We start from the raw sequence: 12,579 nt of genomic DNA on the forward strand, positions 1-12,579 counted from the left end.
CAGAAGAATATGAACAATCGTTTGCGCAAAATCACCATCGTAGGTGGCGGCACGGCAGGCTGGATGACCGCGTTGATCCTGGACATGGTGTTTTCACGCACTTCAGCAACAAAAGACCGACCACATATCTGCCTGATCGAAAGCCCCAATATCTCGACTGTAGGTGTGGGTGAGGCTACGGTGCCGCGCATGCCGGTCACGCTGCGTCAGGCGGGCATTTCCGAACGGGATTTTTTCCGCGAGACAAACGCGTCCTTCAAGCTGGGTGTGAAGTTCTGCAACTGGAACAAAGACCCCAAAGGAAAACGCATCGATTACGTGAACCCCTTTGCCCATGGCCAGATGCTGGAAGGGTTGGACGCCGCCGAGTATTTCCTGCGCTTTGGCAACGGAGAGCGGGACTTTACACAGTCCATCTCGCCTCACGATCATCTGGGACGTCTGTGCAAAGGCGCGCGGCAGCTGGGTCAGCCCGAGTTTGAACAGCGTTTTGGCTATGCCTATCATCTGGATGCGGTGAAGTTTGCGGGTATGCTTACCACGGTCTGCACAAAGCGCGGCGTCGAGCATATCCAGGACGAGGTACAGAAGGTCGAGCTGGATGAACAAGGCAACGTCAGCCATCTGATGCTGGAGCGGGCAGGACGTCATGACATCGAAATGGTCATCGATTGCACCGGGTTCCGCGGCCTGATCATCAATCAGGCACTGGGCGAGCCGTTTTTGGATTATTCGGACTATCTGCCCAATGACCGCGCCATGGCGTTGCAGGTTGAACACCGCAATCCCAATAAAATCGAAAGCCTCACGCGGTCGACCGCGCTGGGCGCGGGGTGGACGTGGCGGGTGCCGCTCTACAATCGTGTGGGTACAGGCTATGTGTTCTCCTCGGCGCATCGAACGGATGATCAGGCGGCCGACGAATATCTTGAATGGCTGGGTGACAGCGGCAAGGGTTTGACACCGCGGATCATCCCGATGCGCGTCGGGCGCGTGCGCAATGCCTGGGTCAAGAATTGTGTGGCAATTGGTCTGTCCGGCGGGTTTATCGAGCCGTTGGAAAGTACCGCGATCCACATGATTGACCACGCAGTGCGCTGGTTTGCAGAACACTTGCCGACGCGCGACGTCGCACCGTCACTGCGGGCAAGATACAACCGGCAGATGGACAAGCTTTATAACGAGGTTCTGGAATTCATCTGCCTGCACTACCGATTGGGCAACCGAAAGGATGATCCCTATTGGATCGACGCGCGGACAGAGATGAAGATACCGGATCGGCTGGCCGAGAATCTGGAGCTGTGGCAGCACCGTCTGCCGATGGATCACGATGTGGAATTTGCCACGCTGTTTGACCATCGTGTTTATCAAACGGTTCTGTTGGGTAAACAGGTCTATGATACGGGTTACGGTACCGGCATCCGAGATCGTTTGCGACCGTTGAAGAAAGTGATCTGGTTCCAGGGCATGCAGCGTGCGAAAGAGGATCTTGCGCAGATAGTCAAAGTGATGCCGGATCATAAAACGCTGCTGCGCGATATCCGGGGTGAGCTGGAAAAACCGGTCTTTGGGATGGCGAACGTGGCGAAACCGACGGTTGCGATGCCGGGCACGAAACCCGCACCTGTTACGATCCAGAACATGCCGAACTTTGCTGAAATCCAAAGCGGCGCGAAGGATTTGCAACTGTTCTAGCGGTTCTCTGCCCTTACGAAGGAAATTTAAGAAACTGAAGGACGAGGCATTCAGCCCCGGCCTTCAGGGCGGTTTAGCGCCAGTTTTTACCCCGGTCAGACAAGTGCCTTTGAACCCGACCCGGATAATCAGAAACAATGGCATCCACACGCAGGTCGATCATCCTGGCAATATCTTCAGGGTCATTGACCGTCCAGACCGCAACGCAAAGGCCCAAATCTTTGGCCAGTTCGACGTTTTCAGCAGTTACATCCGCATAATACGGGCACCACAGTGAGCCACCCGCTTGCTTAACCAATCGCGGAATATCGCCTTCGCGGCCGCGAAAATCCGGGCAGACTGCTTTGGACGAATCCTCCCCTAAATCCTCGGCGTTTTCGGGAAGTTGGGTCAGATAAGAAGATGGTATATCCGGCGCTTGCCGCTGACATTCTTCTAACAGATTCCAGTCGAAACTGTGCAGCACCACACGCGACGACACGGCCTTGGAACGAACCTCTTGCAGGACAAGACTGACAAACTTCTCTCTGTAGCGCGCGTCATGGGCCAAATCGGAGTCCGATTTCAGCTCGAGCATCAGACAGGCATCGCTATGTTGGGGGTCACTCACCAGATCCAGCAGGTCAAGCAGTCTTGGAACGCGAACGCCATCCATTAGCGCCTGATCTGGAAATCGCCGACCATAGGCAGAATTCCCATCCAACCGCCCGATATCGAACTTCTGAATCTGCTCAAACGTCAGAGTTGAAACCTTCGGCTCTTCCCCGGTCAAAAACTGACCGTCAGCATCGCGAAAACTGGGGGCGTGCAGCCGGTGATTATGGGTTATGGCGGGGATGTCGTCAGCCGTGAGGACAACATCAAACTCCAGAAGCGGCACGCCAATGGACAGCGAAAAGTCGAAGCCAATCATGCTGTTTTCAGGCAACACACCTCGCGCACCCCGGTGGCCTACGATGCGGATCAGGTTGTCGCCCCCCCGGAAAGCCTCGACCTGAGGGAATGCCATCAGCCTTCCAGCCTTTCACCGGTGGATCGGTCAAACATATGCATATGGTCTGAGGACACAGAAAACCGCATGTTCGGATGTCGGCCTTCGATCGGGTGCACACCCGGAAGGCTGATCGTGATCGGATCGCCCAAGCCGGTCAGTTGACCGTGCAACAGCGTGTTTGCCCCCAGTGGCTCTGCCATCTGAATCGTAGCCTCAATTGTGCCATTGTCATCCAGCAATAGATGCTCGGGTCGTACCCCTAGCTTGAAGGCAGTATCAGGGCCCTGCGACGAACCAACCGCGACCCCACCAATCATGACGGTTCCGTTTTCGCGTTGGGCCTCAAAGACATTCATCGCGGGGCTGCCGATGAACTGTGCCGCAAACAGGGTTCTTGGCGTTTCGTATACCTCTAGCGGTGTGCCAACCTGTTCGGCGATACCGCCGTTCATGACGATCATCCTGTCGGCCATTGTCATGGCTTCAACCTGATCGTGGGTTACATAAAGCGACGTGATCCCCAGTTTTTCCTGTAGTTCACGAATCTCAAGCCGCATCTGCACGCGAAGCTTTGCGTCCAGGTTCGAAAGAGGCTCGTCAAACAGGAACACCGCAGGTTCACGGACAATCGCGCGACCCATAGCCACTCTCTGACGTTGGCCGCCTGACAATTGTCTGGGTTTGCGATCCAGCAATGGTTCAAGCTGCAATAGCCTGGCCGCCTCGGTCACTTTTTGATCGATCTGGGCCTTGGGCAACCCTGCGATCTTCAGGCCATAGCCCATGTTCTGCCGGACCGACATATGCGGGTAGAGCGCATAGTTCTGGAACACCATGGCAATGTCGCGATCCATCGGCTCTTTTTCGTTGGCCCGTTCCGCACCAATCCGGATTTCACCCGCGGTCACGGTCTCAAGCCCTGCCACCATCCGCAACAGCGTGGATTTTCCGCAGCCCGAAGGGCCGACGATGACAATAAACTCGCCATCTTCGATGTGGATGTCGATGCCATGTATGACATCTGTCGGGCCAAAGCTCTTCTTGACATTCTCCAGGGTTACTGTTGCCATTTTCTATTTCTCGCTATCAACAAGGCCGCGGACAAAAAGCTTTTGCATCGACACCACCACGATGACCGGCGGGATCATCGCCAGAATGGAGGTTGCCATGATGACCGGCCAATCAGCTACATCATCGCCAGACGGGAACATCTGCTTGATGCCCATCACAATGGTGTTCATTTCAGGGTCGGTGGTGATAAGCAGCGGCCACAGATACTGGTTCCACCCATAGATAAACAGGATGACGAACAGTGCCGCGATGTTTGTCCGGCTCATCGGTACGACGATATCGATGAAAAACCGCATAGGCCGGGCACCATCCACACGCGCAGCTTCGGCCAGCTCGTCCGGGATTGTCAGAAAGAACTGACGGAACAGGAAGGTCGCCGTGGCCGAGGCGATCAGCGGAAAGATCAGCCCGTAATAGCTGTTGAGCATGCCGAACCCGGCCACGACCTCAAATGTCGGAACGATGCGCACTTCGACCGGCAACATAAGGGTCAGGAAGATCAGCCAAAAGAACGTTGTTCGACCGGGAAAGCGGAAATAGACGATTGCAAATGCCGACAGCAGTGAAATGACGATCTTGCCCACTGCGATCCCGATGGCCATCACAAGGCTGTTGAACAGCATCGTTGCGACGGGGACATTCACGCCGGAAAACAAGGCTGCCTTGTAGTTCTCCCAGAACTGATCACCCGGCAAAAGCGGCATGGGTGGTGATACAACTTCCGGCTGGGTAACGGTTGAGGCGACAAATGCCAGCCAAATCGGAAAGAAGATGACCAGGACGCCAAGGATCATCAGGGCATGTGTCAGCCAGATACCCGCTCCGCGCTTTTCGACCATTCCGTGCTGTTGGGCTGCCATCAGTAATGCACCCTCTTTTCCACGTACTTGAACTGAATGACGGTCAGAAGGCCGACGACAATCAGCAAAATGACCGATTGCGCCGAAGACGAGCCCAGATCCTGACCGACGAACCCGTCTGAAAAGACTTTGTAAACCAGAATGGTCGTGGCCTGCTGCGGACCGCCACCGGTGATTGTGTGGATTACGCCGAAAGTTTCAAAGAACGCATAGACCACATTCACTACAAGCAGGAAAAACGCTGTCGGTGACAGCAACGGCAGGACAATCGTGAAAAACCTGCGCCAGAATCGTGCGCCATCGATCGCGGCGGCCTCGATGACCGACCTCGGAACCGACTGGAGTGCGGCGAAGAAGAACAAAAAGTTATAACTGATGCGCCCCCAGGCCGAAGCGACAACCACAAGCCCCATCGCTTCGGTGCCATTCAAGACGTGGTTCCAGTCATAGCCCAGCTGTCCAAGATACCACGACACGACACCGACGCGCGTGTTGAACATGAACAGCCATAGCACACCCGCAACCGCCGGTGCGACTGCATAAGGCCAAATCAGCAGCGTCCGATAAGCTCCGGATCCTTTGATCAGCCGATCTGCAATGACTGCCAGAAACAGGGCCGGGATCATGGAGCAGAGCGTAACAAGCGTCGAAAACACGGCCGTGGTTACAAAGGATGCGCGATAAAACTTGTCGCTTAGCAGAAATTCAAAATTGCCCAGACCGACGAACTTGGACGACAACCCGAACGGATCTGGGATGAACAGCGACTGCCACACAGCTTGTGCAGCGGGATAAAAGAAGAATACGACAGAAATGACGACCTGTGGGGCGATCAGCGCCAATGGCAACAGCCAGCCGCGGAATGTGACGCGTTTTTCCATCCTGATGACCCGCCGGGAAAAGTGGATGCGGGCTCTGCCGAGCCCGCACCGGATTTCAGAGGTTTATTGATTCGCCGATTCGAACCTGCGCAGAAGCGCGTCACCGCGTTCTTTTGCGCTGTCCATGGCTTCCTGGGCAGTTTTCTCACCGGCCCAGATGGCCTCAAGTTCCTCATCGATTATACCGCGAATTTGATCGAACGATCCCAGACGCAGACCTTTCGAATTTGCTGTCGGCTCTTTCGCGGTCATCTGGATCACAGCGATATCGGTGCCCGGGTTTTCATCATAGAAACCGGCCGCACGAGTCGCTTCACCGGCTTCTGCGGTAATCGGAAGATAGCCGGTATTCTGGTGCCATGCCGCCTGAACGTCGGACGAGGACAAGAAGCTAAGGAACTCGCCAACGCCTTTGTATTCTTCGGGATCATGACCTTCCATCACCCATAGGGATGCACCGCCGATGATGGTGTTTTGAGGCTCGCTTGTGACCGCTTCCCAATACGGCAGCGGGCGCACATCAAAGTCGAACTCGGCCTCGGCTTTGATCCCGGCATACCCGGCCGAGCTTTCGGTGAACAAGGCACATTCTCCGGCCCTGAAGTTTGCGCCGCCTTCATTTCTGCGACCGGTATAGATGAATTTCCCATCCTTGGCCCAGTCACCCATGGCGCTCAGGTGCGCGACCTGTACCGGGCCGTTCAGCATCAGTTCTGTGTCCAGACCGGCAAAACCATTGTCCTGCGATGCAAACGGAACGTTGTGATAGGCTGACAGGTTTTCCAGGTGAATCCAGCTTTGCCATGCCGTCACCAGCGGGCAGTCCTCGCCTCCGGCTTTGAGTTGCTCCAGCACATCGCCGACTTTTTCCCAAGTTGACAGGTCAGTATCAGGATCAACACCTGCCGCCTGCATGGCGTCGCGGTTGACCCACAAGACCGGCGTGGACGAGTTGAACGGCAGCGACAACATATCACCGTCGGTGGTGGTGTAGTAACCCTTCACCGCGCCGATATAGGCATCGGGATCAAAAGACGCGCCACTTTCAGCCATGACTTCGTAGACCGGCTTGATCGCGCCTTTTGCTGACATCATCGTTGCGGTGCCAACCTCGAAAACCATCAGGATGTGTGGCTGTTCGCCAGCACGGAAAGCGGCAATGCCAGCGTTCAGGGTTTCTGAATAGTTGCCCTTGTGGCTTTCGACCACGACAAACTCATCCTGACCGGCGTTGAATTCTTCAACCTGCGCTTTGACAAGTTCGCCAAGGCGGCCGGTAAAGGCATGCCAGAATTGAACTTCGGTTTGTGCCATTGCCGCCAAGGGGGACAAGGCAGTTGTAACGGCAAGAGCGCCAAGCAAATTCTTTTTCATGATTCCTCCCATGCATCAGGTTTGATGCTTCGTTGAGTACCGACTGCAACGCGTATTCGACACACATGACGATTTCACGACGTTACCGTTACAGAAATATAATTCAAGCCCTACTTATTGGCAAAAAACATAATACAATGTTATACAGTGTGAATAAAAAAGCGGAACTGGGTCTGCAATGAGACAAACTTTGAGAATTCGGCAATTGGAAGCACTCATGGCGGTGACCACCAATGGTTCGGTCACAGCAGCGGCCGCCGATTTGGGGGTGAGCCAACCAGCTGTCAGCAGGTTGCTGTCGGATCTTGAAAAATCGTTTGGTTTTCAACTTTTTGATCGCCGCAAAGGGCGATTGGTGCCAACCCAGGAAGTTCGCTATCTGCAACCCAGCGTGGACCGTGTCCTGGAATTGATGAAGCAGATATCGGACGCGAGTCAGAATATCACACAGCGTAAAGCCGGGCATATCCGCGTCGCCTGCCTGCCCGGTTTCGCCACCAGCCATCTGCCGGATGTTGTGGCAAGTTTTCTGAAAGACCGGCCAGGTGTCACCATGACGATCGAACCGGACAGGCCGGAACGGATATTGGAATGGATGGTTGGCGAACAATATGACTTTGGAATCACCGATGGCTTTAACGGTCATCCGGGGGTCGAAAGCAGAAATGTAGATGTGCGCACGGTTTGCGTATTCCCGAAAAATCACGCGCTTGAGAACCTCTCGGAGGTGACGCCATCCGATCTTGCAGATGAGAACATCATACATACGCGGCGCGACAGCGACTTTTTCGGACGGCTTTCGAAGGCATTTCAGCAGGCCAATGTTACACTCAACTCTCATATCGAAGTCCGGCAATTCACGGCGGCATGTGAATTGGCCATAAAAGGCGTTGGTGTCTCAATCGTCAGCGAACTGGACGCTGTCCATTACACAGACCGGGGGCTAAGCTACAGGCCATTCAAGCCGTTTTTGCCGCATACACTTTCGCTGGTACGCCCGGTTCTGAAGCAGCCGTCTTTGATAACACTGGAGTTCATCGAGCATTTCAGCGAAAGTCTGAATGCGTTCAGAACACTTGCGTGAGGCTGCGGTCACCGGGACGAAGGATACCTGCCCGCGTTTCCAGCCAACACTCTCCAGAAAAAGCAGGAGCCAAGGGATCGAATACGCCCAAAGTCGTCGTTATTGTGAGGCTCCGCGTATCTGTTCAATGGCTCGGGCGGCAAATCTACCCGACAAAGACCCGTCTGCGGCTGCTTCCAATGCAGGCAAAGCGGGGGATGCTTTCCCGCCGATTTCACCCAATGCGTTGGCGGCTTCTTTTCTGACAAAAACCGAAGGGCTGCCCAACAGCATGATCAGTTCCGGAACGGCTGGGGCTGCGTCAGCTCCAAAGAGCGCCAAAGACTGAGCCGCGTCACGTTGTTCCTTGGCATCTCCGCGCATCAGATCAGCTTTGAGGCTCGCAACTGTCGTGCTCGGCGGAAGCGCGGCCAATTGAAGGCCGTTTTTCAAGCGATTGTTCAAATGCTGATGCTCGCCGATCCATCGCACGATAAAGAAATAATCGCGCACCGCTTCGCCCAGAACCTTCTCGTTTTTTCCATTCTGCCATTGTTCGATCATTGCACGCGCGCTGCTTCGATCGCCATTCAAGGCCAGAACCGACGCTGAAAATGGCATCAACTCAACTGCCTGCGGGTTTCGGTCCAGCTCAGACCTAATAACGGCCTCTGCACCTTTCAGATCATTCATCGCAAACAGCGCAGCACCTTGAAATAGCGCGTAGTGGCTGGGGTATTCCGGGTCGAGGCGCATTGCAGCCTGTACAAATGCCAGCCCTTCTTCTGGCTCGCCACCCGCGATCAAGGCCCATCCCATTGTCACATGCGCTTCAGGGTCGCTTGGTTGCAGGGCAATGGCTTTCGCGGCTTCTTGTCTCGCTTCTTCTGTTCCCCGACTTACACCCTCGGCGCTGTCCCAGTCCGGAAGGTTGAGAGCGACTATTGCCCTGATGACGTGGATAAGCGAGGTGTCCTGATGCGTCAGTTCACGGTAGTATTTATAGAACAGCCCGATATGCATCTGCTCTTCAGCATTCGCAAAGCCTGACCAGTGGTGGAAGATGTGCGGTCGCAAATGTACCATAGCTAACATCGCCCAGGCGCGCGCATAATTCGGGTCCAACTCGACAGCCCGCTCAAAATGCGGAATTGCGGCCAGATTGTCCTGTTCATTGAAGCGTGAATAAAGCGCCCACCCGCGCTGGAACGCTTCGCGCGCCTCGATCTTTTCAGTCTCTATGTTTTCGATAGCAATCCGGCTTTGCGTGTCGAGCGGGACATCCAACTCGCGCGCAATCGCCAGTACAATGTTGTTTTGCAGGTCGAAGATCTCATCGATTTCACCGTCGAAACGTTCCGCCCAGATCAATCTGCCGTTCAACGTGTCCGTCAGGCGGATGTTGACCCGAAAACCTTCTCCGCTACGTCTAAGGCTTCCATCAACGACATAGCGAACGCCCAGTTTCTCGGCAAAACCTGCCACATCAATGTCGCGGTCCTGAAATGCAAAGGATGTGTTTCCGGCGATGACAAATAACCCTGATATGCGGGACAAGTCCGTTATCAGATCCTCGGAAACGCCATCTATCAACATCTTGTTGGACGCGTCGCTGGTGAAATTCGTCAAGGGAAGCACGGCGATCGAGGGCAGGTCCGGCAGAGGGTAAGCCATCTGTGCTTCAGAAGCGCGCAACTGACCCTTTTCCCATGTCTTTGTCCCGATATACCCGGTCGCGCCCAACACGATCAGGATTGCAGCTAGCTTCATTAAACGCGGCGCTTTCTTCGTTTTTTGCTTTACCGCCGGGGTCAACGCATCTGTTTCGACGCGGAACGCCTCAATGGGGTCCGCGATATTCTTGACGGATTGCGGGCCAATTGGCGTAAAGGCGAAGGGCACCTTGTTGCGCGCGTATCCGACAATCGCCTGCGAGGCGATAATCCCCCCAGGTTCTGCCAGCGCCTCAAGCCGTGCGGCAACGTTGACACCATCACCCAGGATGTCATCGGCGTTCGAGACGACATCGCCGACATTCAAACCGATCCGAAAAACGATTGCGCGATCAGGTTCGGTATCCGAGTTTCTTTTCGACAGTTCGGCCTGTATCTCGACTGCAGCGCGAACCGCATCGACTGCGCTGGGGAATTCGATCAGAAAACTATCACCGGCTGTGTTCGCAATGCGCCCTGAATACCCGGCGATCAAGGGCTCGATAACTTCAGCGCGGATCCGGCGCAGCTTGTCGATGGTGCCTTCTTCATCCAAGCCAACCAATCTTGAATAGCCTGCGATATCGGCGGCTAAGATGGCTGCTAATCGACGATTTGGCCGGCTTTCCATAGTCTCGCAGCCTACCATTTGGACATTTTTCTGGAAACCGGTTTTCAAGGTACCGGTTTTGCTCCGTTTTTTGAAATCCCCCGACCTGTTATCTGGATGGAAATGGAAGCCCGGACCGCTGGGTTTTCAGACAAAAGCGGTCCGGGCAATTTGTCGGCTCTGCGCGTTGTCGGATTTGCATGGCGTCGCGCGTCCTTGCACAATGCGACCAACGCATGGAGGCGAAAATGATCTACGCAATCACAATTTATGGGGAACCGGGCGTGTTCGAGGCATTGCCGAAAGATCGCCAGGACGAAGTGATGTCAGGCCATCGCGCCCTGCAAGCGGTTTTGTCGGAACGCGGAGAGTTCGTGTCGATAAAACTGATGCCGCCAACGTCAGCGGTAATGGTCGAACCAGCCGCGTCTGAGGGCGCTGCACCCCTGATCACCGATGGCCCGTTTTCCGAGACCAAGGAAAATTTCCTTGGGTTTTACGCCGCTGATTTCAAAGACCTTGAAGAAGCATTGGAACATGCAAAACTGATCTCTTCACCGGTCGCGCGGCTGGAAGTTCGGCCTGTGGCTTGGGCTGGGGGAGCCATATCGTCGGAATAGATCATGTCAGACTGGCTGGAGGCCACATTTGCTGAACAACGCCCGCGCGCCATTGCTGCTCTGACGCGGGTTTTTCGGGATTTGGACACCGCAGAGGAGGCCTTTGCCGACGCCTGCCTGAAAGCCTTGGCGGTTTGGCCCCAGGACGGGGCACCTCGTGATCCATTGGCATGGCTTCTGGCCACGGCCCGGAATGCGGGTCTGGACGATATACGCAAATCCCGGCGGCGCGCGGCAATCCTGTCGCGCCACGCAGAGGAGTTTCAACCGATGCCGGCGGAAACACCCGATCCTGACGAGATGCGGGACGATGTCCTGCGCTTGCTGTTCATCTGTTGTCACCCGGAACTGGATCGGCGGGATCAGATCGCCATCGCCTTGCGGGTGGTCGCGGGGCTGAGCGTCGATGAGATTGCCAGCGGATTTCTGGTCAAATCCAAGACCATGGAGCAGCGTATTACTCGCGCCAAAAAGAAGATAGCAAATAACCCGGTCGCCTTTGAAACGCCAAGCCCGGCTGAAAGGCAAGCCCGGTTGGGTGAAGTCTCGACAATGGTTTACCTGATGTTCAGCGAAGGGTGGTCGACCTCGGCCGGGCCGCAGCAAATCAAGCTCACGCTGTGCAAAGAAGCGATCCGGCTTGCCCGCCTTCTTGCCGCATTGTTCCCTGCAATGGGCGAGCAGGCCGCATTGCTGGCGCTGTTGTTGTTTCAACACGCCCGGCGCCGGGCCCGGATTGACGCGGAAGGCAAGCTCGTCGCACTCGACGATCAGAACCGCGATCTTTGGGATCGCTCGAATATCGCTGAGGCTACATCCCTGTTGCAAAAAGCCCAGCGGATTGGCCACCGCGGGGTCTATGTCATCCAGGCTGCAATCGCCCAGGCACATGCCTGTTCAACCTCGTCCGAAGAAACCAACTGGGCGTTAATCGAAAGCCACTACGCCGCCCTTTACGCATTGCAGCCGACACCTGTGATCCGGCTCAACCAGATTGCCGCACAGGCCAAGCTACACGGCGCACAATATGCTTTGAAGGCAATGGATCCTCTGTCACAGGAGCTGTCCAACTATCGTTGGTTTCACGCGATGCGAGGTGGCCTTTTGCAAGAAGCGGGGGATCATAAAGCCGCCATTTCCGCCTTTGAAACCGTATTGGCGCTTTCCCCCACCACGTTGGAATGCGACGTGATCAACGAAAAAATCAAAATCAGTCAAAAAGAATTGGAGGGCCTGTAGGAACACACACTCCTCATACGTCCTTGGGTCAGACCCGTATGTGGCGGGCGTAACCAACGGAGGTACCCATGAGTATACTTGAGATGACGGCTGTCGGAAATTCAGGATGGATCGGGCATTCCGGGCCGGATCAGAGCAAGGCCAAATCCTTTTATCAGGATGTGCTGGGCTGGACGATCAGCGATATGCCGATGCAGGATGGGTCAAGTTATTCGGCCGCAGTTGTGGGCGAGACCGCTATCGGAGGCTTTTCACCAATGCCGGAAGAGCGTGGAAGCTGGACGATCTTCTTCACAGTGGCCGACGTGGATGCGAGTGTTGCAAAGGCCGAAGCCAAAGGCGCCACAGTTCTTCAACCCGCGATGGATATGCCGGGTGTCGGGCGCATGGCCACGCTGAACGACCCGCAAGGTGCCCGCTTTGCATTGATCACTTATGAAAGCATGAGACCCTGAGAACT

Annotated in this window: 11 protein-coding genes; 5 read left to right on the forward strand and 6 right to left on the reverse strand. The window is 55.3% G+C overall.

Annotation, left to right across the window (positions count from 1 at the left end):
* Nucleotides 1-9 precede the first annotated feature (9 nt).
* Entirely contained in the window at nucleotides 10-1,695 is a 1,686-nt protein-coding gene (locus ACR0CE_RS11495; protein WP_267365576.1) for a tryptophan halogenase family protein, read from the forward strand.
* A 73-nt stretch (nucleotides 1,696-1,768) separates the two neighbouring features.
* Here the strand turns inward: ACR0CE_RS11495 and ACR0CE_RS11500 are convergent, their stop codons facing one another.
* The 5 genes from ACR0CE_RS11500 to ugpB all read right to left on the reverse strand — a co-directional run bounded on the left by ACR0CE_RS11500 (nucleotide 1,769) and on the right by ugpB (nucleotide 6,875).
* Nucleotides 1,769-2,704 carry a glycerophosphodiester phosphodiesterase family protein gene (locus ACR0CE_RS11500; protein WP_480483835.1) on the reverse strand — a complete coding sequence of 312 codons (936 nt, stop codon included), beginning with the start codon at nucleotides 2,702-2,704 and terminating at the stop codon, nucleotides 1,769-1,771.
* Nucleotides 2,704-3,759, reverse strand: a complete 1,056-nt coding sequence (ugpC, locus tag ACR0CE_RS11505; RefSeq protein WP_480487253.1) for a sn-glycerol-3-phosphate ABC transporter ATP-binding protein UgpC — start codon at nucleotides 3,757-3,759, stop codon at nucleotides 2,704-2,706. The genes ACR0CE_RS11500 and ugpC overlap by 1 nt, the downstream gene beginning before the upstream one ends.
* A 3-nt stretch (nucleotides 3,760-3,762) precedes the next feature.
* Nucleotides 3,763-4,599, reverse strand: coding sequence for a sn-glycerol-3-phosphate ABC transporter permease UgpE (gene ugpE, locus ACR0CE_RS11510; protein ID WP_267365578.1), 837 nt, complete (start codon nucleotides 4,597-4,599; stop codon nucleotides 3,763-3,765).
* A 20-nt stretch (nucleotides 4,600-4,619) separates the two neighbouring features.
* Nucleotides 4,620-5,501, reverse strand: a complete 882-nt coding sequence (gene ugpA, locus ACR0CE_RS11515) for a sn-glycerol-3-phosphate ABC transporter permease UgpA (RefSeq protein ID WP_480832518.1) — start codon at nucleotides 5,499-5,501, stop codon at nucleotides 4,620-4,622.
* Between the two features lie 63 nt (nucleotides 5,502-5,564).
* The gene (gene ugpB / locus ACR0CE_RS11520) at nucleotides 5,565-6,875 is read right to left on the reverse strand and encodes a sn-glycerol-3-phosphate ABC transporter substrate-binding protein UgpB (protein WP_480483833.1); all 1,311 of its coding nucleotides are present in this window, start codon (nucleotides 6,873-6,875) and stop codon (nucleotides 5,565-5,567) included.
* A 178-nt stretch (nucleotides 6,876-7,053) separates the two neighbouring features.
* Here ugpB and ACR0CE_RS11525 point away from each other — a divergent pair, with 178 nt between their 5' ends.
* A complete protein-coding gene (locus ACR0CE_RS11525; RefSeq protein WP_209598847.1) occupies nucleotides 7,054-7,959 on the forward strand; it encodes a LysR substrate-binding domain-containing protein in 906 nt (301 codons plus the stop codon).
* A 99-nt stretch (nucleotides 7,960-8,058) separates the two neighbouring features.
* On the opposite strand, the gene ACR0CE_RS11530 is transcribed toward ACR0CE_RS11525, so the two are convergent.
* Nucleotides 8,059-10,299, reverse strand: a complete 2,241-nt coding sequence (locus ACR0CE_RS11530) for a HEAT repeat domain-containing protein (RefSeq protein ID WP_480492737.1) — start codon at nucleotides 10,297-10,299, stop codon at nucleotides 8,059-8,061.
* Nucleotides 10,300-10,508: 209 nt separating this feature from the next.
* Between ACR0CE_RS11530 and ACR0CE_RS11535 the strand changes: the two genes are divergently transcribed.
* From ACR0CE_RS11535 to ACR0CE_RS11545, 3 genes are all read left to right on the forward strand, one after another.
* Nucleotides 10,509-10,880: a YciI family protein gene (locus tag ACR0CE_RS11535; RefSeq protein WP_480483831.1), complete on the forward strand. Its 372-nt coding sequence runs from the start codon at nucleotides 10,509-10,511 to the stop codon at nucleotides 10,878-10,880.
* Between the two features lie 3 nt (nucleotides 10,881-10,883).
* Entirely contained in the window at nucleotides 10,884-12,119 is a 1,236-nt protein-coding gene (locus ACR0CE_RS11540; RefSeq protein WP_480832520.1) for an RNA polymerase sigma factor, read from the forward strand.
* A 68-nt stretch (nucleotides 12,120-12,187) separates the two neighbouring features.
* Nucleotides 12,188-12,574, forward strand: coding sequence for a VOC family protein (locus ACR0CE_RS11545; protein WP_480483829.1), 387 nt, complete (start codon nucleotides 12,188-12,190; stop codon nucleotides 12,572-12,574).
* The last annotated feature ends 5 nt before the right edge of the window (nucleotides 12,575-12,579 follow it).

This window comes from Ruegeria sp. L11 (assembly GCF_056531755.1).

Bases quoted from the DNA above. Each gene is read 5' to 3' on its own strand.
- ACR0CE_RS11535 (WP_480483831.1), top strand. From the start codon at position 10,509: ATGATCTACGCAATCACAATTTATGGGGAACCGGGCGTGTTCGAGGCA.
- ACR0CE_RS11530 (WP_480492737.1), bottom strand. From the start codon at position 10,299: ATGGTAGGCTGCGAGACTATGGAAAGCCGGCCAAATCGTCGATTAGCA.
- ugpB (WP_480483833.1), bottom strand. From the start codon at position 6,875: ATGAAAAAGAATTTGCTTGGCGCTCTTGCCGTTACAACTGCCTTGTCC.
- ugpC (WP_480487253.1), bottom strand. From the start codon at position 3,759: ATGGCAACAGTAACCCTGGAGAATGTCAAGAAGAGCTTTGGCCCGACA.
- ugpE (WP_267365578.1), bottom strand. From the start codon at position 4,599: ATGGTCGAAAAGCGCGGAGCGGGTATCTGGCTGACACATGCCCTGATG.
- ACR0CE_RS11495 (WP_267365576.1), top strand. From the start codon at position 10: ATGAACAATCGTTTGCGCAAAATCACCATCGTAGGTGGCGGCACGGCA.
- ACR0CE_RS11545 (WP_480483829.1), top strand. From the start codon at position 12,188: ATGAGTATACTTGAGATGACGGCTGTCGGAAATTCAGGATGGATCGGG.
- ACR0CE_RS11525 (WP_209598847.1), top strand. From the start codon at position 7,054: ATGAGACAAACTTTGAGAATTCGGCAATTGGAAGCACTCATGGCGGTG.
- ugpA (WP_480832518.1), bottom strand. From the start codon at position 5,501: ATGGAAAAACGCGTCACATTCCGCGGCTGGCTGTTGCCATTGGCGCTG.
- ACR0CE_RS11540 (WP_480832520.1), top strand. From the start codon at position 10,884: ATGTCAGACTGGCTGGAGGCCACATTTGCTGAACAACGCCCGCGCGCC.
- ACR0CE_RS11500 (WP_480483835.1), bottom strand. From the start codon at position 2,704: ATGGCATTCCCTCAGGTCGAGGCTTTCCGGGGGGGCGACAACCTGATC.